The 25,065-nt window shown below is 51.1% G+C and carries 28 protein-coding genes and 1 pseudogene; 6 read left to right on the top strand and 23 right to left on the bottom strand.

What is annotated here, in order from left to right; all coding sequences use genetic code 11:
- Nucleotides 1-52 precede the first annotated feature (52 nt).
- From OR1_RS02810 to OR1_RS02710, 22 genes and pseudogenes are all read right to left on the bottom strand, one after another.
- On the bottom strand, nucleotides 53-823 hold the full coding sequence (locus OR1_RS02810; RefSeq protein ID WP_041969812.1) for an NRDE family protein: 771 nt from the start codon (nucleotides 821-823) through the stop codon (nucleotides 53-55).
- A 3-nt stretch (nucleotides 824-826) separates the two neighbouring features.
- On the bottom strand, nucleotides 827-1,606 hold the full coding sequence (locus OR1_RS02805; RefSeq protein ID WP_052440217.1) for a GGDEF domain-containing protein: 780 nt from the start codon (nucleotides 1,604-1,606) through the stop codon (nucleotides 827-829).
- Nucleotides 1,607-1,696: 90 nt separating this feature from the next.
- Nucleotides 1,697-2,095, bottom strand: coding sequence for an Hsp20/alpha crystallin family protein (locus OR1_RS02800; protein WP_041969810.1), 399 nt, complete (start codon nucleotides 2,093-2,095; stop codon nucleotides 1,697-1,699).
- Between the two features lie 51 nt (nucleotides 2,096-2,146).
- Nucleotides 2,147-2,596, bottom strand: a complete 450-nt coding sequence (locus OR1_RS02795) for an Hsp20/alpha crystallin family protein (protein WP_041969809.1) — start codon at nucleotides 2,594-2,596, stop codon at nucleotides 2,147-2,149.
- 143 nt (nucleotides 2,597-2,739) lie between these two features.
- Nucleotides 2,740-3,480 (bottom strand): ZIP family metal transporter, encoded by a 741-nt coding sequence (locus OR1_RS02790; protein WP_041969808.1) that lies wholly within the window; start codon nucleotides 3,478-3,480, stop codon nucleotides 2,740-2,742.
- A gap of 172 nt (nucleotides 3,481-3,652) precedes the next feature.
- A complete protein-coding gene (locus tag OR1_RS02785) occupies nucleotides 3,653-4,012 on the bottom strand; it encodes a hypothetical protein (RefSeq protein WP_041969805.1) in 360 nt (119 codons plus the stop codon).
- A gap of 174 nt (nucleotides 4,013-4,186) precedes the next feature.
- The gene (locus OR1_RS02780) at nucleotides 4,187-4,918 is read right to left on the bottom strand and encodes a cytochrome c biogenesis CcdA family protein (RefSeq protein WP_041969804.1); all 732 of its coding nucleotides are present in this window, start codon (nucleotides 4,916-4,918) and stop codon (nucleotides 4,187-4,189) included.
- Complete coding sequence (locus OR1_RS02775) at nucleotides 4,918-5,931, bottom strand: thioredoxin domain-containing protein (protein WP_041969803.1); 1,014 nt, start codon at nucleotides 5,929-5,931, stop codon at nucleotides 4,918-4,920. The genes OR1_RS02780 and OR1_RS02775 overlap by 1 nt, the downstream gene beginning before the upstream one ends.
- Nucleotides 5,928-6,323 carry a thioredoxin family protein gene (locus OR1_RS02770; RefSeq protein ID WP_041969802.1) on the bottom strand — a complete coding sequence of 132 codons (396 nt, stop codon included), beginning with the start codon at nucleotides 6,321-6,323 and terminating at the stop codon, nucleotides 5,928-5,930. The genes OR1_RS02775 and OR1_RS02770 overlap by 4 nt, the downstream gene beginning before the upstream one ends.
- Nucleotides 6,324-6,350: 27 nt before the next feature.
- Nucleotides 6,351-6,734 carry a MarR family winged helix-turn-helix transcriptional regulator gene (locus tag OR1_RS02765; protein ID WP_237754216.1) on the bottom strand — a complete coding sequence of 128 codons (384 nt, stop codon included), beginning with the start codon at nucleotides 6,732-6,734 and terminating at the stop codon, nucleotides 6,351-6,353.
- A gap of 127 nt (nucleotides 6,735-6,861) precedes the next feature.
- Nucleotides 6,862-7,233 (bottom strand): arsenite efflux transporter metallochaperone ArsD, encoded by a 372-nt coding sequence (arsD, locus tag OR1_RS02760; protein WP_041969798.1) that lies wholly within the window; start codon nucleotides 7,231-7,233, stop codon nucleotides 6,862-6,864.
- A gap of 58 nt (nucleotides 7,234-7,291) precedes the next feature.
- Nucleotides 7,292-7,561 (bottom strand): hypothetical protein, encoded by a 270-nt coding sequence (locus OR1_RS23170; RefSeq protein WP_370543322.1) that lies wholly within the window; start codon nucleotides 7,559-7,561, stop codon nucleotides 7,292-7,294.
- Between the two features lie 64 nt (nucleotides 7,562-7,625).
- Nucleotides 7,626-7,988 (bottom strand): annotated as a pseudogene (locus OR1_RS23165) (sulfite exporter TauE/SafE family protein); the annotation flags it as partial.
- Between the two features lie 11 nt (nucleotides 7,989-7,999).
- On the bottom strand, nucleotides 8,000-8,674 hold the full coding sequence (locus OR1_RS02750; protein WP_041969796.1) for a hypothetical protein: 675 nt from the start codon (nucleotides 8,672-8,674) through the stop codon (nucleotides 8,000-8,002).
- Between the two features lie 40 nt (nucleotides 8,675-8,714).
- Nucleotides 8,715-9,086, bottom strand: a complete 372-nt coding sequence (gene arsD, locus OR1_RS02745; RefSeq protein WP_041969794.1) for an arsenite efflux transporter metallochaperone ArsD — start codon at nucleotides 9,084-9,086, stop codon at nucleotides 8,715-8,717.
- A 78-nt stretch (nucleotides 9,087-9,164) separates the two neighbouring features.
- Complete coding sequence (gene arsA / locus OR1_RS02740; protein ID WP_041969793.1) at nucleotides 9,165-10,871, bottom strand: arsenical pump-driving ATPase; 1,707 nt, start codon at nucleotides 10,869-10,871, stop codon at nucleotides 9,165-9,167.
- A gap of 78 nt (nucleotides 10,872-10,949) precedes the next feature.
- Nucleotides 10,950-11,690: a sulfite exporter TauE/SafE family protein gene (locus OR1_RS02735; protein ID WP_041969791.1), complete on the bottom strand. Its 741-nt coding sequence runs from the start codon at nucleotides 11,688-11,690 to the stop codon at nucleotides 10,950-10,952.
- Nucleotides 11,691-11,746: 56 nt separating this feature from the next.
- The gene (locus OR1_RS02730) at nucleotides 11,747-12,664 is read right to left on the bottom strand and encodes a universal stress protein (protein WP_041969790.1); all 918 of its coding nucleotides are present in this window, start codon (nucleotides 12,662-12,664) and stop codon (nucleotides 11,747-11,749) included.
- An 18-nt stretch (nucleotides 12,665-12,682) separates the two neighbouring features.
- On the bottom strand, nucleotides 12,683-13,573 hold the full coding sequence (locus tag OR1_RS02725; RefSeq protein ID WP_041969789.1) for a universal stress protein: 891 nt from the start codon (nucleotides 13,571-13,573) through the stop codon (nucleotides 12,683-12,685).
- Nucleotides 13,566-14,642 carry an ACR3 family arsenite efflux transporter gene (gene arsB / locus OR1_RS02720; RefSeq protein ID WP_041969788.1) on the bottom strand — a complete coding sequence of 359 codons (1,077 nt, stop codon included), beginning with the start codon at nucleotides 14,640-14,642 and terminating at the stop codon, nucleotides 13,566-13,568. The genes OR1_RS02725 and arsB overlap by 8 nt, the downstream gene beginning before the upstream one ends.
- Before the next feature lie 25 nt (nucleotides 14,643-14,667).
- Nucleotides 14,668-15,084 carry an arsenate reductase ArsC gene (locus tag OR1_RS02715; protein WP_041969786.1) on the bottom strand — a complete coding sequence of 139 codons (417 nt, stop codon included), beginning with the start codon at nucleotides 15,082-15,084 and terminating at the stop codon, nucleotides 14,668-14,670.
- A gap of 57 nt (nucleotides 15,085-15,141) precedes the next feature.
- Nucleotides 15,142-15,489, bottom strand: coding sequence for a metalloregulator ArsR/SmtB family transcription factor (locus tag OR1_RS02710; protein WP_041969785.1), 348 nt, complete (start codon nucleotides 15,487-15,489; stop codon nucleotides 15,142-15,144).
- A 108-nt stretch (nucleotides 15,490-15,597) separates the two neighbouring features.
- Here OR1_RS02710 and OR1_RS02705 point away from each other — a divergent pair, with 108 nt between their 5' ends.
- From OR1_RS02705 to phnD, 6 genes are all read left to right on the top strand, one after another.
- Nucleotides 15,598-15,897 carry a cytochrome c3 family protein gene (locus tag OR1_RS02705; protein ID WP_041969784.1) on the top strand — a complete coding sequence of 100 codons (300 nt, stop codon included), beginning with the start codon at nucleotides 15,598-15,600 and terminating at the stop codon, nucleotides 15,895-15,897.
- 9 nt (nucleotides 15,898-15,906) lie between these two features.
- Complete coding sequence (locus tag OR1_RS02700; protein WP_041969782.1) at nucleotides 15,907-16,665, top strand: 4Fe-4S dicluster domain-containing protein; 759 nt, start codon at nucleotides 15,907-15,909, stop codon at nucleotides 16,663-16,665.
- Nucleotides 16,655-19,900 carry a molybdopterin-dependent oxidoreductase gene (locus OR1_RS02695; RefSeq protein ID WP_041969781.1) on the top strand — a complete coding sequence of 1,082 codons (3,246 nt, stop codon included), beginning with the start codon at nucleotides 16,655-16,657 and terminating at the stop codon, nucleotides 19,898-19,900. Before OR1_RS02700 ends, OR1_RS02695 begins: the two co-directional genes overlap by 11 nt.
- 141 nt (nucleotides 19,901-20,041) lie before the next feature.
- Nucleotides 20,042-20,815 (top strand): substrate-binding domain-containing protein, encoded by a 774-nt coding sequence (locus tag OR1_RS02690; protein WP_041969780.1) that lies wholly within the window; start codon nucleotides 20,042-20,044, stop codon nucleotides 20,813-20,815.
- 85 nt (nucleotides 20,816-20,900) lie between these two features.
- Nucleotides 20,901-23,381, top strand: coding sequence for a methyl-accepting chemotaxis protein (locus tag OR1_RS02685; RefSeq protein ID WP_041969778.1), 2,481 nt, complete (start codon nucleotides 20,901-20,903; stop codon nucleotides 23,379-23,381).
- A gap of 181 nt (nucleotides 23,382-23,562) precedes the next feature.
- Complete coding sequence (gene phnD, locus OR1_RS02680) at nucleotides 23,563-24,528, top strand: phosphate/phosphite/phosphonate ABC transporter substrate-binding protein (RefSeq protein WP_237754205.1); 966 nt, start codon at nucleotides 23,563-23,565, stop codon at nucleotides 24,526-24,528.
- Between the two features lie 88 nt (nucleotides 24,529-24,616).
- On the opposite strand, the gene OR1_RS02675 is transcribed toward phnD, so the two are convergent.
- Complete coding sequence (locus OR1_RS02675; protein ID WP_052440216.1) at nucleotides 24,617-25,054, bottom strand: hypothetical protein; 438 nt, start codon at nucleotides 25,052-25,054, stop codon at nucleotides 24,617-24,619.
- Between the last annotated feature and the right edge of the window lie 11 nt (nucleotides 25,055-25,065).

Genomic DNA, 25,065 nt, shown 5'->3' with positions numbered 1-25,065 from the left:
GAATTATTTACATTTAAAAGCTTTCCTTGACTAATTACTTTCGTCCTGACGGTTACGACTTTTGCACCATGAAACTGAACTCTGCTGTTGTGCTGCTCAAACGCTGAGGATCATGGCTTCGTTCTACAAATCTAAATCCATCCTCTCTGTCGATAATGAGAAGTGTTGTGAAACAGGTTCCATAAGTCCTGCTAGTCATGAATATCGAAGAGAGAAAACGCTCCCGCTTGATCCCGACACCGGTATCAGGCAACGTATCATCAGGGAAAGGAGTCTCATCTGCCAACGCTGAAAAATACTCTTCCGAGGCGTCAGGATTTTTGTTGAGAATAGCCAGGAGTCTTTCCTTGGCGGCGGTCACCTTTGGCCACGGAGTGTCGAGCAGATGATTGCTTAGTCCATGGATTCCTGATGATACAATGTTTTCAGTCTCACCTCGGTTGGAATAGTAGTACATGCCGGAATGATCCCCAAAAAGAAGGTTGAACCCTTCGTAGCGGTGGCTTCTTGTTTTGAGGTTTTCCAGATACTCTGGCGGAGACATATTGCCAGACAGGTACTCAGCAACAAGCAAACCTCGTGACGGCGGATTCTCGACATGCCATTTCGTGTCACGATAATTGGTTGCCGCCGCCAGTCGCCCTGTTGTCGTCACCCCCAGCCACGTTCCCCCTGATTGTAAATCCCGGCCAGCTAAAATCGAAGGATTATCAGGCCAATATCCAGCGGAAATTGTCTTGCGCTCGAAATACTCGTCACGGTTTGCAGCGAGGACAAGACGGTATTTCGGATGGCATTCAAGTGCAAAAACGATGAGGCACATATTTTATCCTGATGAAAGAGTTCGTTGACAGTCACAGAAATTTTCAACCAGGTTTCTTCCTCTTTTTTTGGCTGAATACATGGCTTCATCAGCTCGTTTGATAATACTTTCACCTGTATCGCCAAACTCAAACTGGCTAACGCCGAAGCTACAGGTAACACTGCCTACTATTGTAAAGCGATGTTGATCAACAGCACTCCGGATTTTCTCGGCGAGTTCGCATCCCGCATCGACGTCATTGTTATGCGCTAGAATGACAAACTCTTCTCCACCAAAGCGTGCGAAGATATCTGCCTCGCGAATCAAACTGGCAACAAGTTGGGTTAGCTCACGTAATACGCTGTCTCCGGCTTCGTGCCCATATTTGTCGTTGATCTCCTTGAAGTAATCGATGTCAAAGAAAATGAGCACCAGCGGAACGCCATAACGCTTTGATTCCTGAATTTCCAATTGAAGCAGTTCCAAAAATCTACGTCGGTTGAAGATGCCGGTCATAGAGTCGGTGGCAGCCTGAAATTCAAGCAGATCATTCACTCGCCGCAGTTCGTTTTCAGCCAAATTGCACTCTTGGCTTCGGCGCTTTATCATTGTGGCCCCAATGTACAGACAAATAAGGCCGCCAAGCCAGATGACCGCGTGAGTTGCACAGAGCAAACCCGTTTGCTTCATCATAATGTTCACTATAAGTGATACGGAAATAACAAATGTCCAAAAACAAACAAGAACCTGTGAATACACAATGGTCTTGGTAATGTGTAATTGATGGAATATTTTTATCGGCATGCTGTTGTTCCAAATTGGCAATAGCTGAGGGTTGCATATGTCTGCAACCCTCAGGGCAGAACACCATAGGCATAACTGCATCTCAAGGTTTTACGCTGCCTTGATCTGTATTTTGTGCGGTTTTGCCGCCTCTTTCTTAGGAAGCTGCAGGGTCAGAATTCCGAATTCGAATTCTGCTTTAACTTTGTTTAAGTCCAGTGCTTCCGGGATGGTGAACTGGCGATAATATGGAGCCAGATCGAATTCGGTATATACAGGCTGACCAGGCATACTGCGTGATGCCGGCGCGTTTATAGTCAGAACCCCATTGTCCACATTGATATCGACGGTCTCTTTAGCGGCACCGGGGATATCGGCGGTCAAAGTCAACCCATTTTCTGTCTCTATGATATTGACCGATGGTTTGATGTAACGTTCGCTGGCCCTGGTTTCCTCGCGAGTATGGACACTTTTATCCTCATTGCGTACAGTTATATTTTTGTCTGCCATGATGATAGCCTCCTTTCATCGTGAAGCGTTTTAAGTATGGGTGACATCTGGTTACGAAAGTTTGATGTCAATTTTTTTCGGTTTTGCATGTTCGGCCTTGGCAAGGCAAATGCTTAATATGCCATCAATGCACTCGGCTTCAATCTTGTTTGGGTCGATATCAGCCGGCAGTTCGAGTGTTCTTGAGAACGTTCCTGAACAAAGTTCGCACCTATGCACAATCTGACCTTTCTGTTCCTCAAACGGTTTCCGCTCGCCACTGATGGTGATGGTATCTCTCAGCACAGTAAGGTCGATCTGTTTCGGATTGACTCCGGGTACGAGCGCATTAACATATACATGCTCTTTGTCTTCACTTATGTTGATAAGAGGAAAACGTAGTGAAGTCCCCTGTGAGAGGAATGTGGTTCCAAGTGGACGAATTAAGCCATAACCCTGGAATGCCTGGTTGATTTCCCTGCGTAAATTGTCCATTTCTCTCAAAAAATCCAAACTTCTCATGTTGATTACCTCCTTCCTTGTTTTAGGTGTTTTCCACAGAAAATTCAGACAAGGTCATGCGTGTAGCGACCTTACTCCATTTCAAGCCCTTGATTGTGGCTTCACCTCCTTTAGGGCCGTTGTGTAGAATATTTATCCAGAGATCAATGATCGAATAACATTTTCAGCCCTCCCATGACCCCCAAACCGGCCAGCAGAGCGGCTGTTTGTGCAAATGTCTTGCCTCTGCAAGACTTCCGGTGCAGTTCAGGAACCATGTCAACCAGGGCCAGATAGATGAAGCCTCCGGCGGTAAACGGAACGAGGAAGTCTTTCAACCAAGTCACATGGTTCATTTGGTAATAGGCGAGGAGAGCCCCAAATACTGCGACCAGGCCAGAAAGAAGATTGAGCAGCAGTGCCTTCTTCTTTCCAAATCCACCGTAAACCAGCATGGCGAAATCACCCAGTTCCTGTGGTAATTCATGGGCGGCAACAGCCACTGTCGTTGCCAAGCCCAGTCTAGGATCTTGGACAAAGGAGGCCGCGATAATCATGCCGTCGATAAAGTTGTGAATCCCATCTCCAACGAGGTTGATATAGGTAAACGAGTGGGCTTCGCAGCGCCCTTGGTGGCAGTGGCGCCAGCGTAGAAACCGTTCCATGAACAGGAAAAAGATGATTCCGATCAGGGCATGGGTGAAGAGGTTGGTATTGCCGGATTCAGCCGCCTCTGGGAATAGGTGCAGGAAGGCACCGCCGAGTAATCCACCTACTGCGAAACTGACAAGACAACCGAGGAGCCATGTCATGGCAGCATCCTTTAGCTGGATGAGTACGACTCCTGCCAGCGAAATGAAGCTGACAGCCAGCGTGGCCAGCACTATTTTCCCGATAAGAGTCATCGGTGAACTCCATTTGGTTCTAAATTCTCTTGTAGAGAGTTTGTTTCGTGCCCAGCTTAGAGATCCCTTTCATTAATTGTCTGACTATTTCTGCAGCATCCATTAGTTAGGAGACTGAAGCAGGCTTCATCTGTCTTGATGATTCTTGAGTTATCAGTATCTGGAAATGCCGTTACGGATTATTCACCACCATTCCCTTGACGGCAGTTACCGCCTCTTCAGTTGTCTTGTTGCGAATGTCGAGGGCAAAATAGTGCGTTTTGTCAAAGCCGATTGCATCAAAGGCATCGCGGAACATTTTGCTTTGCATCATCGGATCGCAGGCAGCAATATAAAGTTTTTCAGTCTCGCCGCCGGAAAGGAGCACCTTCAGGAACTCTTCACCGTCGCCGACGCAGAGTTGTGGATGGAGGCATACATAGTCGAATAGTTTCTCCCGGCGCACATCAGACAGGACACCAAAAATGTCCATCTTCGTAAAACTTGGGCACGTCCCCTGGCAGACACACAATATGAATCCTTTTTTTCCCATGACAGTTCTCCTTTGTTGGCAAAACTTACACAAACGGCAAATGTCTTAAATATCTGCCTAGGCGGATATTTTAAGTGTATCGCTGCTTGCGCAACTTGCAATAAAAAAATTAATAAATAAGTCAAAAAGTGATGGAATTGTGCCAGGGGAAAAATGAATTTGGCAAAACTATTCTCATTCAAGCGGAAAAAGCATATTGGCGTAGCCGGAAAGGAGTGAAAGCCAGTTGGTAAATATCAGTACTCCTACCACAACAAGAAACAGGCCGGTGATGATCTCGAAGATCCGGATGTGATGCTTGAAACGGTTGAATAAGATAATGAAGCGATGAAGAGCCAGGGCAGAGAGCAAAAATGGTATTCCCAGGCCGATGGAGTAAAGCAGCAACAGCACAATCCCTCGCCCCACTTTTTCCTCTGTGGCTGCAATCATCAGGATCGAGGCCAGAATCGGTCCGATGCATGGTGTCCAACCGGCAGCAAAGGCCAGACCTACCAGGAAACTTCCCAGATAACCGGCAGGCTTGTGACGAATGTTGATCCGTTTCTCACCCAGCAACCACTGTATTGGTAAAAGCCCGACGACATGCAGGCCAAACATAATTACAAGCAGACCGCCAGCTTTGCGGATTATGGCCATATGCTCCTGAAGGAACGAGCCAAGTAGTGTAGCTGAGGCTCCCAGGAGAACAAATACGAATGTAAATCCGGAAATAAAAGCCAGGGAGTGCAGTATCGTTTTCTGACGAACGACATGGCCAGGGCGATCATTCTGAAGGTCACCAAGAGAAAGGCCGGTGATGTAGGTAATGTATGAGGGTATCAGGGGAAGCACGCAGGGGGATAGAAAGGATAGCAGTCCCGCCACAAATGCACCCAAGTATGTTATTGATGGTGATTCAAGCATTACTTTTTGCCAACCTCAACAAGCGCAGACCGGATAGCTTGAAGGGTTATTTGCTTGTCGCCGACCAGAATCTTTTTTCTCCCTGTTTTAGCATGCGTCACTACTACTGAAGGGGTAGCTGTGACGCCGAAGCCTCGATAGGTAGTAAGGTTGGTCTGAAGGCCGTAAAGGATATCAGCGTAGTTCATCTGGCGCAATGTAACATCAAGTGGAGCTACCGCCTCTTGAACCTGCTCGGCTGTCGGAGTTTTTGTTTTCATTGCCAGAGTTGCCAGGGCGGCGCGCAGCTTGGGGTATTTCTCTTTTTCAAAAGCCAGGAATTGTAGATTGTACGGGGTGAAGTTGTTCGTCTCAGCATGAATTGGGTAGTCGATGAAGGCGACACGGGCATCGCTAACCACCTGGCTATAGATCTGTGCGATACGAGGCTCCACCTTTCGACAGACAGGACAGAACCAGTCACTGATGAAGTAGACCGTCACCGGACTCTTTTCGTTGCCCAGGTAAAAATCAAGAGTTGCCTGGCTCTCTCTGACAACACCGAATGTGGCGGTGATAGTACCCACAACAAGAGCCATGATCATGACGGTGATACGTTTGAATCTGTTTTTCACTGGTTCACTCCTTAATGTTTCATAGAGCAGCACACCACAGCCCAGATAGACTGTCGCCGCAATGGTCAGGCAAATGGGGCACCACTTGCCAATTTCATATTTTTGCAACCAGATAAAATGCAGTTCAGCACCGGCAGAGCCGAACAGCAGCAGAGACAGGATCAATCGCGCAATTGGCAGCCGGTTTCGAACGGCATGAACAATCAATAGAGTCGAAAAAAAAGCCAGACCAAACCAACCGAAATTGAGTCCGAAAATTGTATACTTGGCGGTCTCGCTGCATGCATCGGTGCAGATTTCAAGAAGATCCATAAGTGACAGAACAAAGCCTGCAATCATAGCAAACCAGAGGATTCCCGAAGTCACCCGGTTCTGTCCCCCTTGAAGAGCGGATTTCATTTCATCCCTGCGGCTTTCAGTTCTTTCAGGATGTCAGCTTTGTCCATGAAGCCGATATGCCGCTTTACTTCCTTGCCTTTGGCATCGAAAAAAATCTGCGTCGGCATCATTTGGATTCTATACGGACTTGCCACATCCCGAGACTCGTTGAGGTCTGAAAACAGAACATTGGCTTTGCCTTTAAGTTCATTGTTCAGTTCTTCCAGGATCGGAGCCATCCTTTTGCAGGGGATGCAACTGCGGGCGCCAAAATCAGCCACAGTCGGCTTACCCGAGGCCAGGGCAGCACGGATGGTGAACACATTGGCCGAGGGAAGTCCGGCGGCAAAAGAAAAAACAGGGAACAAAAGGAATGCGACAGTGATAAAAGACAATCGGAGAAGATATTTCATAAGTCTCCCTGGATGAGATAAAGTTGATTACTCGGGCACTTTATTGCTTGCAAATTTACTGTCTTGGTTCCTGTCCGTCTTGCCAATGGCGGCTATGGCATCATTCAGCAATGACAGCGAGCGTGCCACCGTTTCCTGCTCAAAACGGCTCATTCTTTCAAGTATTCCTGCAGTCCATTCTGTGATGTAATTGTCAATCGAGCATAGCACCTCAACTCCTGTAGGGGTTAGATCCAGAAGGCTTACCCTACGGTCGTCGGGTGAAGCACGCCTGTTTACGAGTTTTTTTGCTTCCATTTTCTTAATCTGGCGGCTGAATGTGGTAATATCCACGCCCAACTCCCCGGCTATGAGCTGTATTGATGAGCCGGGGCGTTGCCTCACTTCACGAAGTATATTACATTGTGTCATGGAGATCTGTTCGCCACAGCACTCGTCGCAACATGAGGAATTTAATAAGCTGTAACGTCGGGAAAGTATCCGCAATTGCTCTATGAACAGCTCCATTTACATTTTTCCTTAATGGCTGCCAGTGAGTTCAGCAGCAGCAAGGGCCGCAGCATCGTGATGCTTTTCTATCCTCTGCCAGAGACACATTAAATCCACGGTTTTTAAGTATTAATCTTAACTGTTCATTCCCTGGGTATTGTCCTTTGAGGATGAACATCCCGTCCACAAACAGGAGCGGTAAACACTTCGACCCTTCGTTCTGCAGCAGTTCGGTCACCGTGTTATTGACGATAAAAGCCTCCGGATTTGAGGTGAGCCCGTAGCGCATAACTTGGGCTTCCGGAACCTGCTTCTGGATCTGGCGCAACGCTTCCTGAATTCTTACCAACTCGGGGTCAACGCTTGGACCGCAAACACCGGTAGAACAGCACATTGCAGGGTCGTAAATTTCAATCTTCATTGTGTTCTTTCCTTTTCTGGGCCATTGCGTACATGGTTAAAACTGGATATGCACTTCTTTAAAAAGTTGCCAGGAGGTAGAACCCGGCGATAAGGAGGATACACCCTGAAACCCAGCGGATGGCTTTGTCGGCATTTTGTGATAGCAGTGCGGTTTTACCCAGAGAAACGCCCAGTAAAACAGTTCCCAGCGGGATGCTGAAACCGATTGCATACATGGCAAGTAAGAGTATCGCCCAGAGTACCTGCCCCTGTAAGATCGCCGCGCCGAGCACGATAAAAATGCCCGGATTGCAGGGGAGAGAGCTCGCTGCCACGCCGCCACCCATGAGCAGCCCGGCAGCAGCCGGCCCCATCTTGCCGAAACGGTTTGTTGATTGTGTACTGCTTTTTTTCAGGGAGTTTAAAGGGGAGCAGTTTCAGTGTTGCCAGACCAAAGAGAATCGCAATGATGCCGGCAAATATTTTCCAGTACCCTCCCAGAGATAGTTGTGCGGTCTGGCCGACAAACCCGGCAATGCCACCGATAATCATCAAAGAGACGACCGTGCCGACAGTGAAAAAAACCACAGAGCTGACAGCAGCCCGGTGGTTTGATTCCTGGCGTGCCCCGGAATAGCCGATAAGTATACCCATTGCCGGTAGTGTGCAGCAGGCGCTGGTAGCGGCGCTTACTGAGCCGAGCAGTAGGGCGAAGAACAGCCCAATCGGCTGGGAAGCCGCGTTTTGCAGCGTTGTGATACAATAGTCAAGCATCTGTCACCCCTTCAGTTGCACGGAACGGCAGCTTTGCCGCCACCGGGGGGTGGGCAACCGCTCGGGCCACAACCACCGCCGCTTGTGGAGGCCACATATGCCTGCATCAGCTTATTTTCCGACATTCCTCCGGAAACAAAACCGATGCCGCGCCCTTTGGTCAACACCGCAATTCCTGGCGGTGTCACCTTTGCGGCAACATCCGGGTAGTCGGGCGATGTGGCTTTCAAGGTGTAGATGCCGGTGCTCAGCCCTTTTTCATTGAGGGTGCGCTCGACTGATGCCAGAACGGCGCCAGTTTCTTTAGTGGCAGGAGCATTGTCTTTGCCCGGAATAACGAGAAAAACAGTGTCGAGTTTGGCTGCAAGGTCATTGAGGTCGGCTATTGCGGAAATAGCAGCCCCGCTTCCTCCCACCTGCGCGGAACTGTTAGTTACCGGTCCCTTTTGTGCAAACGAAGCTGATAACCCGGCTGCCGGGTTCTGCCGGGCGTTCATAGCTTTGAAAAGCAGGATACCAGCAATTATCGCGACGACAGCACAACAAATGACAATCTTTGCTGTTCTGCTGGTTTTGCTGGCAGGGCTTACGCAGTCGCAGCCGGGGCCGCAACTGGGAAATCCCCCGGTAGATACTTCGTCATTTGCATTTGATGCCTTATCATTGTTGTTTGCTTTTGCTGCCATTCCAATCTCCTTGTTTAACTATTTCGCTACTATATCGGGTTTAACAGCAGCCGGGACCGCAGCAACTTACGCGTGGTTTCTTTTCGGTCAAACTTATATTAATTCCAACTCGATTCAGAATTGCCTGAAGCTGCACATTGGACGGATAACTCCCTTTACTGACCAGTTCGCCATCTACAAACACGAGCGGCAGACACTGGGGTCCGTCACTTTTCAGCAGCTCAGCTACGGCGGTATTGGCAACAAATGCTTGCGGATCTGAGGTGAGCCCAGAGCGCACAACCTGGACTTCAGGCGCCTGTTTCTGGATTTGGCGCAGTGACTCCTGGATTCTGACAAGTTCAGGATCGACGCTTGGTCCGCAGACACCGGTTGAGCAGCACATTGCAGGGTCAAAAATTTCAATCTTCATGGTGAATCTCCTTTTTGTTTGGTGTTGATACATTTGTAGAGACGTATCGCAATATCTCTTTAACTATCCAATATGTCACTACTGCCACGGGATTAAAAAGGTCGGCAGCCCTTCATGGACGACCTCATCGATATAGCGGAATTCGCGGACACGGCGTTGGTCAAGAATCGGATCGGTGACAGCCAGCGGCGCCAGGCTCTGGTTAACGATCCAGCCTCCCGGTTCGATGCCGGCGCGGCGCAGATCCTGCTGGAGCGCCAGCGCCTCGTGAACCGGTGTGGCCTCCGGCAGAGTCACCAAAAAAACCTTGGTAAATGCGGGATCACGCAGACGCGGCAGCAATTGGCGCACCGCCTCGGGTATGTCGCTCATATTGCGGGAGACCTCACGGTGGTACGATTCGGAAGCGTCCAATAGGAGCAGTGTATGGCCGGTCGGGGCGGTATCAATTACCACAAAGCGGTCAGTCCCCTGATCGACGATTTTGGCAAAAGCCCGGAAAACGGCAATCTCTTCCGTACATGGTGAACGGAGATCCTCTTCCATCAGCGCCCGGGCTTCATCATCCAGACTTGCCCCGGCAGTAGCGAGGACTTCCTTGCGGTATGCCTCAGTTTCGGCTTCCGGATCAATACGGCTGACCTGCATTTCCGACGGTGCTTCACCAAGGGTCAGGGCGACATGAGCAGCCGGATCGGTGGTCGTCAGATGCACTTTCTTGCCCAGGCTGGCCAGCGCGGTTGCAATTTTCACTGCCAGGGTAGTTTTGCCGACACCACCTTTGCCCATGGTCATAATCACTCCGCCAGGCATGGCTGCCAGCATGTCGAGAAGATTATCCAGCGGCGCCGGCAAAGGAGTGGATTGAGCAACGCTTCCGCTTGACGGTACGCTGATCTCAGTTGAAAAGAACGCCCTCAGTGCAGGAATGCCGACCAGTTCGGTGCCGCGTAGCGGCAGTTCTGTTCGCGGCAGCAGAGTCAACGCCTGCGGGATTTCCGCAAGCGCTTTCATGTTCCGCTCCCGCAGTGCAACAGCGACACTGTCACTTGGATCGGTCAATTGCAGTACGCCGTTAATCACCAGATATTGGTTACTCACCCCAAGCTCCTGCAGTTCGGCGGAAGCTCTGGCCGCTTCTACCAGAGGGGCAAAGTCCGGTCGGCTGACCACAACCACCAGTGTCTCTGCTGCATCCCCCAATGATCGGCGGGTATTGGCATAAAGCTGCTCCTGAGCCTTCAAGCCGGCAAGAGGACCGAGACAGGAAGTCCCACCGGAGTTGGTGTCGATGAAGTCGCTCCAGGCGGCAGGGAGCGAGAGCAGCCGCAGGGTGTGGCCGGTGGGGGCAGTATCGAAGATGATGTGATCAAAACGTGCCACGGCTTCCGGGTTTCCCATCAGCGTTGCAAATTCGTTGAAAGCGGCGATTTCCACGGTACAGGCGCCGGAGAGTTGTTCCTCCATGCTCCTCACGGTAGCATCCGGCAGGATGCCGCGATAGGGGCCGACCATCTTTTCCCGATAGGCAGCGGCAGCCTCCACCGGATCGACATTTGATGCGTAGAGGCCAGGGACGCCCGGCACCTCAGACGGTTCGGCAGAGAGAGCCAGCCCGAGCACCTCGTCCAGATTGGAAGCGGGGTCGGTACTGACCAGCAGCACCTTTTTGCCGCTGTCAGCCAGGGCGATGGCCGTTGCCGCAGAAGTGGTTGTTTTACCTACTCCTCCCTTGCCGGTAAAGAAGAGGTTTTTGGGTGGATTTTTCAGAAAGTTTTGTGACATATGTGTAGCTCCTTTGCAGAAAAGTCTCTGTTTCTGCTTATTAGTTTATTGCAGCAAAACATCTTGCTCCATACATCCCTACCGCAAAAGGGTTGAGATTTTATACAAGGTCATGACGACGATCAGGACACCGAAAATCTGCTTTATCCTGGCGCTCGGCATGTAGAGGCTGGTGATTCGAGCACCTACGAATGAGCCAATCGCTCCAACCAGCAGTAGAATGCCGGTCAGCGCCGGGTCGAACTGTGCGGTTGCCATATGGGGAATCAGTGCGGAAAATGAAGGTGGCGTCACTGCCAGAGCATTAATCCCTGCAGCCTTCTTTGCATTGAATCCCGCGATCATCAAAGTCGGCATGAGCAGGAAACCGGGTCCCACCCCGAGGAAACCACTCAATACCGATATGGGAACCGCCAGTATCAGAACAAGCTCGAAGTTTTCAGTGCAACACTCTCGCTCCTGAATCGGCCGGAACATTCGGTAGGCAAGATAGGCAACCGAGACAAAATAAATGACCCAAATAACGGTCTGGTTGATGAAATGGGCACCCCACGAACCGAGCGGCGCGATGACCGTGGTGATAACAGCCAGGATTACGGCTTTTTTCCAGACAATGTTACCGCTCTTGGCAAAGCCGAATACTGAGAAAAGGGCGGTCACCCCGTTCAGGAGCAGACTCAACGGCTGCACCTGATTGACAAGGTCGGGGAGGAAGAGCCCGAGAAAGGGGATGGCCGCGAAGGCGACACCAAGGCCCAACATCCCTGACACAATTGCCAGCACGGCTAAGCCAGTTGCAATAATTACGGTAGATTCCATGGCAATCCCCTTGTGGTCACCTCATGGCAATCCGGAATCGCATCCTGCTCGATTTGTTATTTCAATGCTTCCGGTATGAATATCACCGGTACGTCGGCATGGCGGGCTACCTCTTTGGCTATGCTGCCTAGAAAAAACTCTTTGGTGACCCCTTTGCCGCCGCTCCCCATGATGACTACGGAAAATATCCCTTCTATTGCTTTCGTGCATATTTGCTGACCGGGGTTACCCCAAGCGAGTTCAACTGAAATGCCTTGTATGCTCTCGCAACTATTTTCGGTAACTTCACCCGAAGCAGGTTCAGAAGCATTACCCGATCCGCACCCCTTTAAAATCCGTTGCCGTTTCGCATCAAGCAGAAAACGCTCGGTATCCTCTCGCTGCTCCTTCTTGGCCGGATCGATCTCAGTTTCTGCAATCACATGAAAGATAGTAACAGGCGACTTCATTTCTGAAGTGATCTTGCAGAGATAAGGAATTACCCGTTCCGCACCCTCGGAGAAGTCGGTGGGGAAGAGAATGTTATCGAAGAGACTTCGACAAACGGTGAGGCATCGTTCGTTATCCATAATGGCTAGGCGAACAAGAAGAACCGGGCGCCGTGTCAGGCGAAGCAGTTTGGTCGAGACGCTTCCGAGAATAGCCTCGCCCATGATGCCGCGACCGTGAGAGCCTATTACGACCAGGGAAACGTCGTGCTTCTCCGCGGCATCTGCAAGGGCATGGGCAGGAAGACCGAATGGCATTTCCGTCGTAACCTTGAAGCCGCGGGCTTCCAGCGAGGCCTTGTGCCGTTCCAGAAAAGGCCGGGCTTCCTCTTCGAGCATGACTTCCAGACCTGGGGTATTCGCCACGTAGATCACATGGATAAGGATTACTTCCTCCAGCCCCAGCTTTTTCATTTCGCTGACGCACCCGACAAGGCTTTCGGATGCTGGAGACAAGTCAATACAGAGCATGATCTTTTTGAACATAGTTTGCCTCGCTGTCTTTCAGGTCTTTGCTATGTGGTCAGGGAGCGGAACGAGTAGTATCGGCGTCTTACTTTGTCGGATAATGTTGTGGCTGATGCTCCCCAGGAAAAGTTCGCTGACAAACCCACGCCCCTGACTTCCCATGACAATCAATGCCGCATCTGTTTCTCGCACCGCATTAAGAATTTCAACAGTAGGGTTGCCGTAGCGTATTTGAATATCAACGGTGGTTACTCCCTTTTCACGGAGTCTCTGCTCAAGTGAATCCAAGCGCTGCTGGTCAAGTGCTCTGAACTCATCGATTCTGTCTTTAAGGTGGGGTTCAAGCCTGACCTTATCCATAACATGTACCAGTGTTACTCGACTTAGTCCGCGCTCAGCCAGCTTTTCAAGTTCGGCAAAGGCAATATCGGCGTTCTGTGAAAAATCGGTAGGGAAAAGGGCATGACCCGTAAAGTTGCAGAGCTTGATTCGCGCACACGGAGTTCCTTGCTCTTCGGAAACCTCAACACGCAGCACCAGTGTCGGCAAGATCTGGTTGTGGATGACTGAACCGGCAATTCCGCCGGCCAGCATTTCGCCGCTAAGGCTGTCATAACGCCCCTCAACAACGACAAGATCGCAACCATACTCCTGAGCCAGCCGATAGACTTCTCGTGGTGACCTTCCCGCAAGGGTTTTCGCTTCGGCGGCGAATCCTGATTTTTCAAGCGCAAGCCTCATCTTCTCGACGTTTTTCTGTAAGTGGTTAGTTGAATAACTGAAACTGGCGTTGACAGCTTCGCTGTAGGAAAGAAACTGCACAACTAGACACTCCTTTACACCCAGATTAAGTAGACCGCTGAGGCACGTTCCAACTTCCGAGAAGTCGGAGTCGAATTCCATACAAATAAGGGCTCTCTTAAACATTGCTTCCTCCTTTGAATGCTGGTTGCGGGAACCAGTGACGGGTACGATTGCAAATGGTGACGACCGAAAGCATAACCGGGACTTCGACCAGAACCCCGACCACGCAGGCAAGGGCAGCGCCAGATTCCGGTCCGAACAGGGTAATTGCTACAGCAACCGCCAGTTCAAAGAAGTTGCTGGCACCGATGAGCGCTCCGGGTGCTGCAATGTTGTAGGGGAGTTTAAGCCACTTCATCAGGCCATATGCGAAGGATGAGTTGAAATAGACCTGTATGGTGATCGGTACAGCAATAAGCAGCACGTGGAAAAGGCGACCGGTTATGTTGTCGGCTTGGAAGGCGAAGATCAGAACCAGTGTCGCCAGCAGAGCGCTAATCGCGATTGGGTGGAGTTTCGGAAGAAATACGCCTGTAAACCAATCGTCCCCCTTTGATTTTATGAGTAGGCTGCGGGTCACGACCCCGGCTACCAGTGGAATAACGATAAAGACCAGCACCGAGGTAAAGAGTACACCAAAGGGAACGACGAGATTAGATGCGCCGGCGACCAGGAATTTGACGATTGGCGCAAAGAAAACCAGCATCAGCAGGTCATTCACCGAGACTTGCACCAGAGTGTAGCCGGGATCACCGTCGGTCAGGTAGCTCCAGACAAAGACCATGGCAGTGCAGGGGGCAGCCGCCAGGATTATGGAACCGGCGATGTACTGGTCAGCCTCGGCTGGCGAAATCCATGAACTGAATACCACTCGGAAGAATACATAACCGAAAAAAGCCATGCTGAAAGGCTTGACGATCCAGTTGATGAACAGGGTCACGAACAGCCCCTTCGGGTTCTTCCCGGCATTAACTACCGAGCTGAAATCGACCTTGAGCATCATCGGGTAAACCATCAGCCAGATCAGGACGGCAATCGGGATATTGATCTGAGAGCCCTCTCCAAATTCAAGCCCTCGCAAAGAAGCAACGGCTGAAGGCATCAACTTGCCTAAGGCCACACCGACAACCATGCAGATGGCTACCCAAATAGTTAGATAGCGGTCGAAAAAACTCATTTTCTTGTCACTCATCGTCAAGCGCCTCCTGAATAGTGGATTATTTATCCGAGCTGAAAAAATCCAGCAGCTTCGTTTTGATTCCATCCCTCACGCGACGAAACTCCTGCAAAACCTCTTCGTCGCTGCCAGTAGCTCTGGACGGATCGGAGAAGCCCAAATGGATGCGCTCCACCCCGCCGAAAAAGAGTGGACACTTTTCGTTGGCGTCGCCGCAGAGAGTGATAACATAGTCGAATGGTTGGCCGTCAAACTCGGTAAGGATTTTGGAAGAGTGGTGCGTGATGTCGATGCCGAGTTCAGCCAACACCCGAATGGCCAGCGGGTTGACCTGTGTCGCCTCGGTCCCTGCCGAGAAAGCCTGGAAGCGGTCACCTAGGTAGTAATTGACCAGACCTTCGGCCATCTGGGAGCGGCAGGAATTGTGAGTGCAGAGAAAAAGAATGCGTTGTTTCATGGAAAAGATTATATCCGCATTTACGGATATATCAAGCGGAAAAATAACAGCAGAAAATTATGAACAGCCTTCGGGTTTGTTTTTCAATAAAGAAGTCATTGAATTGTTGTCAGATATTGCCTCGGGAAGATTGCCGGTGTGCTGTTTGAGGGTTAACAGAATTTCATTGCAGACAGCGCAGCTTTCTTTGCTGAGAGTGTAATGCATCCAGACCCCTTCACGGCGGATATCAACCCAGCAGCTCCGCTTGAGGTAAGCCAGATGTCGGGATACCGTTGACTGCGGTAGTTTGAGTACGGCCATCAGGTCGCAGACGCACAACTCACCTTCCGCCTGAAGTAACAGAATGATTCGTAGACGGGTCGGATCGGACAGGGCTTTAAATGTTTGGGCAAGATGTTTCATGAAAAGAAACTATAAAGCAGTCCATAGATCAGGTCAAGATAACTTACTTGATAAATCCGTAGATGCAGATATAATGCTTCAAAATTTATCTCAATGGAGGAGATCGTGATGAGACATTTGATTGTTATCACCATGCTGCTGGCGGCAACTCCGGCGCTGGCCGTCGTCGGTGGCGGCGACATTGCCTTAAAGAACAAAGGGGGCGGTGTGCAGTTTAGTCACGATGCACATGTGAGCGAAATGGGAGTTGAATGCGCCCAGTGTCACGATAAGCTCTATACCAATGTCAAACAACACAAGAAGGTCACCATGAAAGAGATGCAGAAAGGGAAATCATGCGGCTCCTGCCATAATGGCAAGACTGCTTTCGGTGTAAAAGGCGACTGCGCTAAGTGCCATAAAAAATAGGAGGATTCGATGGAAAAAGATATTCTGCTTACCATGCAGGAAGACCTTGAGCGAGCCCTGAAAAAGCCTGCTGACAAGCGCCGTTGGGCAATGCTCATTGACGCACGCCGCTGCACCGGGTGCCGGGCCTGTACCGTTGGTTGTGCCTCGGAAAACAAACTGCCGCCTGACCTCTGGTACCGTCCTGTGTTCGATTACGAGCAGGGAACGTACCCCACACCATCTCGCACCTGGATTTCCCGCCCCTGTATGCAGTGCGACAAGCCTCCCTGCGTGTCGGCCTGTCCGGTGAAAGGTCCTGATGGAGCAACATGGAAAGAGACCAAAGGGATCGGCGCAGGCATCGTGCCTATCAACTATGCAAAGTGCATCGGTTGCGGCAAATGTGTACCGGCCTGCCCGTATGCAGCGCGAACCATTGATAAAGGTAAATTCCATACCGAAGGAACGCCGGAACTGATGAAGTATGAGACAATGCCGGCTTTCGAGTATGGCCAGGCCACCCCCCGCGTCAAAGACAACAGCCCCATTGGTAATGCCCGTAAATGTCATTTCTGCATGCATCGCCTGGCCGCAGGGCAGCTCCCCATGTGCGTCAGCACCTGCATCTGCCGGGCCGGTTATTTCGGCGATGAAAGCGATCCACAGAGCCTGATTGCCCAAGTGAAGAAAGCCAACAAGATACAGATCCTCAAGCCGGGCAAGGGAACAGCGCCTCGGGTTTACTATATTGCCAATGAGAAGCTGGAGGTGCTCTATGGAAAATAATGACCAGAACAATAAAAAGGGGATTTCCCGCCGTGACTTCCTTCAGAAATCGGCTTTGGCCGGTTGCGGTGCCCTGGTTGCATCACAGATGGATTTTGCCCGAATGCTGATCTCCAGAGTAGAAGCCGGTGAAATCACACAAGCCGAAGCCTATGAGTTGATGAAAGCCGAAAATACCCTCTACACCGTATGCCTGAACTGCAACACCGGTTGCGGCATCAAGGTCAAGATTCTTCAGGGTGTGGCGGTCAAAATCGACGGCAACCCCTACAACCCCTTCACCCTGTTCCCGCATCTTCCAATGAGCGAGTCCACGGACAAAGCGGTCAAGGTAGATGGCGCCATCTGCCCCAAGGGACAGTCCGGGCATCAGGGTGCTTACGACCCTTATCGTATCCGAAAGGTCCTCAAGCGGGCCGGCAAGCGAGGCGATGGAAAGTGGCAGACGGTACCCTTTGACCAGGCCATCAGCGAAATCGTCAATGGTGGCCTGTTGTTCAAGCATATAGCTGGTGAAGAAAATCGTCAGGTTACCGGACTGAAAGAGCTATATGCACTAACAGACCCCAAGGTCTATGATGAAATGGGCAAGGATGTAGCTGCGCTCCGCAAGAAGAAAACTCCGGAGGATAAGGCCAAGGCCATTGCCGAGTTCAAGGTCAAGCATGCCACAAACCTGGACAAACTGATTGATCCCGATCATCCCGACTTCGGACCAAAGAACAACCAGTTCGTCTACATGTGGGGCCGCAAGAAGGGGGGGCGCGCCGACTTCTCCAAGCGCTTCTACGAGATCTTCGGCACGGTCAACGGCCATGGCCACACCACCGTCTGTCAGGGCTCCCTCTACTTTGCCTGCAAGGCGCTTTCCGAGCAGTATGTGGGCGACACCTTTAAGGATGGCCAGAAATTTTACTGGCAGGCAGACACCGCCAACTCCGAGTACGTCATCTTTGTCGGCGCCAACCTGATCGACGGCAATTACGGTCCCTCCAACCGCAACCCCCGGACCCTGCCGCAAATTGCTTCCGGCAAGCTCAAGGTCACGGTCATTGATCCCCGCTTCACCAAGATGGCCGCCAAGGCCCAGCGCTGGGTGCCGGTCAAACCTGGCACCGATGCGGCCTTTGCTATGGGCATGACCCGCTGGATTCTGGAAAACAAGCGCTATGACGCCAAATTCCTCGCCAATGCCAACAAGGCAGCTGCTGCCACCGACAAGGAAAGCACCTGGACCAACAGCGCCTGGCTGGTGAAGCTGGATGACAAGGGAATGCCGGGAGCCTTCCTGCGTGCCTCGGAAATAGGTTTAAAGGATAAAGAAACACGCAAGGACAAGGACGGCAAGGAGTTCAACTTCGAATACTTGGTGGCGATGGTGGATGGCAAGCCGGTAGCATTCGATCCCAACGACGAGAAAAACGTGGTCAAAGGCGAGCTGTTCGTCACCGCTGAACTGAAGGATAAGGACGGGAAGCCGGTAAAGGTGAAGTCCGGTCTGCAGCTCATGCTGGAGGCAGCCCAGGAAAAAAACATCGCTCAGTACGCCGAGATCTGCGGCAGCGATGCCGCTACCATTGAGGCAGTGGCCAAAGAGTTCACCTCCCACGGCAAAAAGGCGTGCGTGGACATGCACCGCGGACCGGCCCAGCATACCAACGGTTTCTACAACATCTCATCTCTGATGAACCTGAACCTGTTGATTGGCAACTTCGACTGGGCCGGCGGCATGATCGCCCTGTCTGCGTGGAATACCGATGGCACCAAGACCGACAAGCAGCCGTTCAGCTTCAAGAAGATTACCCCCAAGGCGGGCAAACCGTTCGGTCTCTCCATCATTCGTCATGACGCCAAGTTTGAGGAATCGACCCTGTTCAAGGGGAAAGAATCCTACCCGGCCAAGCGTAACTGGTGGCCGCTTTCGTCAGATGTCTATGAAGAAATCATTCCCTCGTGCGAAGACGCCTATCCGTACCAGACCAAGGTGCTCTTCAGCTACATGGCCGCACCGACCTACTCACTACCTGCCGGCCAGACCAACATCCATGCCCTGGAGAATCTGGATAAACTGCCGCTCTACTTCGCCAGTGACATCCTGGTCGGTTCCACATCGATGTATGCTGACTATATCTTCCCCGACCTTCACTATCTGGAGCGTTGGGAATTCCATGGTTCCCACCCTAATATGCCGGTCAAGGTGCAGCCGGTGCGCCAGCCGGTCATTGCCTCACCGAATGAGATTGTTACCGTTTTCGGCGAGCAGCAGCCGATCTCCTATGAGACTGTCTGGCTGGCCCTGGCCGAGAAGCTGAATCTTCCCGGCTTCGGCCCTAAGGGATTCGGCGAAGGCCAAGCCTTCAACCGGCCCGATGACCTCTATATCCGCATGGTGGCTAACATTGCCACCGACGGCAAAGACCCGGTGGCCGATGCCAGCCAGGCCGAAATCGATCTGTTCCTGAAAAGCCGGCAACACCTGCCGAAGAACGTGTTCGATGCTGAGCGCTGGAAGCAGATCGCTGGCGCGGCCTGGCCCAAGGTAGTGACCGTGCTCAACCGTGGCGGTCGCTTCGCTACCCAGGAAGAGAGCTACAAGGGCGACCATGTCGCCAACAAGTATGGCAAGCTGATCAACATGTATCAGGAGAAAACCGCCAAGTGTAAAGATGCGTTCACTGGCAAGCCGTACTACGGCATGGCCCGTTACACGCCGATCGTCAACACTCTGGGTAAAGAGCCGACCGAACTCAGTGCAGGTTATGATCTGCAGATGGTTACACAGCGCGACATAAGAATGACCAAGTCACGCACCATTTCCGCTCCGTATCTGACCAACCTGTTGCCTGAGAACGAAATTGTCATTCACACCAGTGATGCCAAGAAGCTTGGGGTAAAAACCGGTGACAAGGTCAAGGTTGTTTCGGCCACCAACCTGTCGGGCGAATGGGACCTGGGCAACGGCAACAAGAAAGCAATGATTGGTAAAGTGAAAGTCACCGAAACCATCCGCCCCGGGGTCATCACCTTTACCTTGGGACATGGCCACTGGGCCACCGGCGCCGGTGACGTGACCATCGACGGTAAAGTCATCAAAGGTGACAAACGTCGTGCGGCCGGCATTCATGCCAACGCCGCCATGTGGATCGATCCACATTTGAAAAACACCTGCATGATCGACAAAGTGGGTGGGAGCGTGTCGTTTTATGACACCAAGGTTAAGTTGGTCAAAGTGTAACTACTGAAGTGAAAATTATTGATTATATTGCGGGCTTCCGGTAACGGAGGCCCGTTTTTATTGGAGAAACTATAATCTGCTCAAGCGGATAGAGTTCTCAACCGATAAGCACCACATCAGATACCCAAAGGAGGATTACGGATGAAAAAACAGTTAATCGCACTGCTGAGCATCACCATGATGACCGGCATGATCTCGGTCGCTCAGGCTGAAACAGTCAAACTCCACGGCTCCACCACCTGCCAGAAGCGGATATTCGAGCCAGGCAAGGATGCGCTGAAGAAAGCCACAGGAATTGATCTTGAACTGGTGGGGAACGGCACCGGCAATGGTCTGGAAGACCTTGTCTCTGGCAAGGCCGATGCCTCCATGGCATCCGAGGAAATGGCCGACGCTATTTCCAGCATGAAGGCTGCTACAGGTAAAGATGCGCCGGCTGATCTCAAACCGAATGTAATAACCACGGACGTTATCAAGGTCATCGTTAACCCGGCTAACGCTGTCACCAAACTATCCAAAGATCAACTCAAGGGACTCCACACCGGCACAATTGACAACTGGAAAGCCGTTGGCGGCCCTGATCAGGCTGTCATTGTCGTAACATCACACTCCGGTTCCGCAACCCGCAAGGTTTTTGCCAAGATGATGATGGATAATGCCAAGTATGTTGATGGTGCTATCGAGGTTAAGACCACTCGTGAAGAGATCGACAACGTAGGACAACTTCCGGAAGCTATCGGTGCGGTCAGCATGGGGTTTATTAACCTGCCGGGCAACAAGGAAAAAGTGAAAATTGTTGACACCCCTGACATCAGCAGGCCACTGATGCTGATTACCAAAGGCGAACCGTCCGCAAAAGTAAAGAAAGTGCTCGACTTCTTCACAGGCGAAGGCAAGAAGTACATCAAGGACTAATCGACATCGATTATCATGCACAACATCAAAGAGGGGATGAATACATCCCCTCTTGCCATTTTCTGGTTTTTATAGGGGTGATCGCGTGACTATCAAAACGAAACTATACCTGAACATGCTCATAACCATTGTCGGTATTATCCTTATTGCGGGATTCAGCCTTGCCGGCATGAAATTCGTCCAGAGCAAGTTGTCGGTATTGACCGAGAAATCGACCCCCTATCAACTTAAGACCATTGAACTCCAGCGGGCGGTTCAGGAGCATACCTCGAACCTGCTGAAGGTGGCTGCCGCAACAACACCCCAGGAACTTGCAACCGCGCGTGCTGAACTGGACAAGACTCTTGCCGATGTAAAAAAACTTTCGTCAGAACTCGCCTCCTTCAAGGGGAGCATCACAGAAGGTGGAGAGAAGAAACTTCTGGATGACCTGGCAGCGATCACTACTGATATGGTTGCCATTGTCGATGAGAAGTTGAAATCCCGCGACGAGGCAAAGAAGGCTGATGTACTGATGAAAGGGAAGTTGCAGCAGATCGGCCAGAAACTCAAAGAGTTGGACAGCGCCATGAAGAAGCAGCAGAAGGGCTCCATGGGGCACCTCAACACATCGAATGAAAGCGTCAAGCAGATCAGTCAGCGGGTCAAGAACGCTCAGGCAGCTATGACTGCAATTAATGATGTGAAAATTTCGCTGCTTGAGATCGCCGCTGCAGAAAACAAGGCAGGGGTTACCGTGGCCCGGAGCCACTTTACTGTCGCTTCCCGTTGGGTAACGACCGGCGCACTGGCAAAGGCGGAAAAAGATTCGGCTGCCGTGAAGGGGCTGATCGATAACATGAACGACATAGCAAAGATGATAACCGGCGCCGGAGGTCTGATCGAGACTAAGAACTCGCTGATTGCCGCCCCTACTGACGAATTAAAGAAACACTTTACCGAAACCAATGCTGCAGCCATGCAGAAGCTGTCACAGATGGCCGTTCTGATGGGCGAGCTGGTGGAGAAGGCTGCAGATGCCAGCACCTCCGAGAACAAACGGTTTGATGAGTCGCTGAAGGGCACTGAGTCGACCAGCAACGTTATGGGAATGAACTCCGATCTTGTGGCGCTCGGCGGCGATATCGGGAGTTTGACCAAAGAGCTTTTCGATGCGGAGAATCCTCAGGAACTCGCGACCGTGAAAGGAGAGCTTGAGCGTAAGTTCGGCCAGGCAGATGCTCTGCAGAAAAAGATGATAACCGGCAGAAAGGGGCAGGAGCTTAGTCAGCTGCGACAAGTAGCTTCGAGTCTGCAGGAGATTCGAGTGATGCTTTTTGCCGAGAATGCTGTAATTGCAAAGCTCAAGCGTTCCCATGAAGTAACCCAGAAAGCACTTTCGCTCAATGAAAAGCTGAAGAGCACCGTCGCCGCACAGCGCGAAGAAGGCAAAAAGGGGATGACCTCGGCGCAGGAGGAACAGAGCAAGGCCGTGAAGTCGGTCAACACCGTGTTCCGATCCAACATCGCCACAGTCAGCATAGTTGGCCTGGCAGTTCTGGTCCTTGGTATTCTTGTGAGCATTTTCTTGGCACGAAGTATTACCACTCCGATTCGCGGACTTTCTGACATGGCAGCAAAGTTCGGCGATGGAGACTTCAGCAGCAGGCTCGACGATCAACGCAAAGACGAGTTCGGTCTGCTTGCCGCTCATTTCAACCAGGCAACCGAACGACTTGGTGAGATCACCAGTGGACTGCGTCAGGCCATCAGTAATCTGGCATCGAACTCACGCGACCTGACTCAGACAGCAGAAGAACTTAACCGTGGAGCACAGCAGCAGGCCACTCAGGTTGCGCAGGCAGCAACCGCCATGACCGAGATGAACCAGACTATTCATGAGGTTGCACAGAATGCCAATAGCGCAGCCGGAGCAACCAGCAACTCCTTGAGTATCGCATCCGGCGGCAAGGTGACTGTTGAAAAAACGGTACACGGCATGGAGGAAATTGCTCAGGCAGTACGCCAGACAGCCGAAAGCATCAGTCAACTCGGTGCCAGTTCAGAAAAGATCGGCGAAATCGTCAACACCATCAACGAAATCGCCGATCAGACCAACTTGCTTGCTCTGAACGCTGCCATTGAGGCAGCGCGGGCTGGTGACGCCGGTCGCGGCTTCGCTGTCGTTGCTGACGAGGTTCGTCGACTTGCAGAGAGAACGACAGAAGCCACTGCAGAAATCGGCGGCATGGTTCGCGAGATCCAGGGACAGACGCAGCAGTCAGTTCATTCCATGGAAAGCGGTACACAGAGGGTGGAAGAAGGAGTTGCCCATGCAGGTGAGGCCAGCCGGGCTCTGGAAAGTATTGTTGAAGCATCCAGCCAGGGTGCCGACATGGTGACTCGCATTGCCACTGCAGCAGAAGAGCAGTCGGCAACCGCAGCAGAGGTCTCCAATAGTATGGAACAAATTGAGGAGATCACCCGCAGGACTGAAGCGTCAACCGGCGAGATTAATCGAGCGGCTCAGGAACTGGCTCGGCTGGCAGATGAGTTGAACGGCATGGCTGCCTGGTTCAAGGGGTAAATGGAAAAGCTATTAGGCAGTTAACTGATCGATTTGACAATGAAAAGCGGCCCGTTTGAATTATCCGGCGGGCCGCTTTATTTATGAAGACTATTTTATTTCGGCTACTTGTATATTTCTCAAAGTATATTAGATGTTATTAAAGCATTCTATCCCTCAATTTAAGCGTCCATGAAGAGGATTGGTCATCAATTTCTTAAACTCTCACGATATATTGAAGTTGCTGGCAACGATAATAATGGTTCCTCTTTTTACCATTGGCGTTGTCGCTTGCACTCGATCTGATGTGACTGAAATCGATCTGACGAAACGGGCTCCTTTGATGGAACAATCAAGGAGTACAAACCCCGGACTTCTCATTGGTATGGGGGCACTTATCACCCCCAAAGAAGGATATTACTACTACAGCCGATTGAAGGATTACATCGCAAAAGAATTGCAGATCCCGGTCAATCTCGTGGATAGGGAAAATTATGCCGAGATGAACAGATTGATTGCTGAGGGTGGTGTAGACATGGCTTTTGTCTGTGCCGGTCCCTATGTTGAGGGTCACGACCAATTCGGAATGGAACTTTTGGCCATGCCTCTCGTTAAGGGTAAGCCAGTGTATCACTCATACATTATTGTGCCTAAAGATAGCCCAGCCCAAAAACTCGATGATCTGCGCGGGAAAACGTTCGCCTTCACCGATCCCAAGTCCAATTCCGGGAAAATTGTGCCATCCTACTTGCTGGCCCGTCGCAAGGAGACGCCGGAGTCGTTTTTCAGCAAAGTTTCCTACTCCTATGGCCATGACAAATCGATTATGACAGTGGCTGAAAAATTGGTCGATGGAGCTGCAGTCGATAGTTTAATCTGGGAATATTCTGCTCAAACCAAGCCAGATTTGACTGCCAAGACCCGCATCATTGATGTCTCAGAACCCTATGGCATTCCACCTATTGTGGTGAGAAAGGATCTACCCCAGGCAACAAAGAAACGGATACTCAAGCTATTGCTGTCCATGCATGAGACGCCTGAAGGGAAAATGATCCTGGCAGGCATGATGATCGACCGTTTTGTGCCGGGCGATGACGCGAATTACGACTCTATACGGGCTATCAAAAAATGGATTGCTGGACATAATCGCGTAACACATTCCCAATAGTTTTCATGGAAGCTACACTCCATAAAGTTGTCAGGATTTTAACTCCTTGGTGGTGGGCCCTTATTGAGCCAGACTCATTTCAGCGGCCTTACTGTGACTCAATAACAGATCCCTCAATCGCTTTTGCTGCGGATAAATCCTTAGGTGTTTTTTTACTCCCCTTTTTTTCTCCATCGGCACTCTTTGCCATAGGATTTGTAAATCCCCGGGGCGGTGTGTAGTCCCAATCCATCAACTCACACATTTCAGCATTCAGCAGGTTGATATCCTCTCGAATTTTCTGGCTCCGTTCGATAAATTCCTGCGCTTTTTCAAAGGTGATGTTACTGTTGCGGCCCATCTTCATGCGAAATTGATAGAGGACGTTGTCATGGGTGTTGAGCATGGTGATGAAGTCGCTCTGGTCCAATGTTTTCCGGGAGATAACATCAATATCATCCCTGACCACCTTCTTCAGTTTTCGATCCTGCCATGATTGCTTCCCTGATTCCTTTTTGCCGCCAGCGTCTCTCTTGTTGTCAGACATGATTCCTCCCT

Source organism: Geobacter sp. OR-1, assembly GCF_000813145.1.
Taxonomy (GTDB): Bacteria; Desulfobacterota; Desulfuromonadia; order Geobacterales; family DSM-12255; genus Geoanaerobacter.
This window is presented reverse-complemented; position numbering and strand designations above follow the sequence as displayed.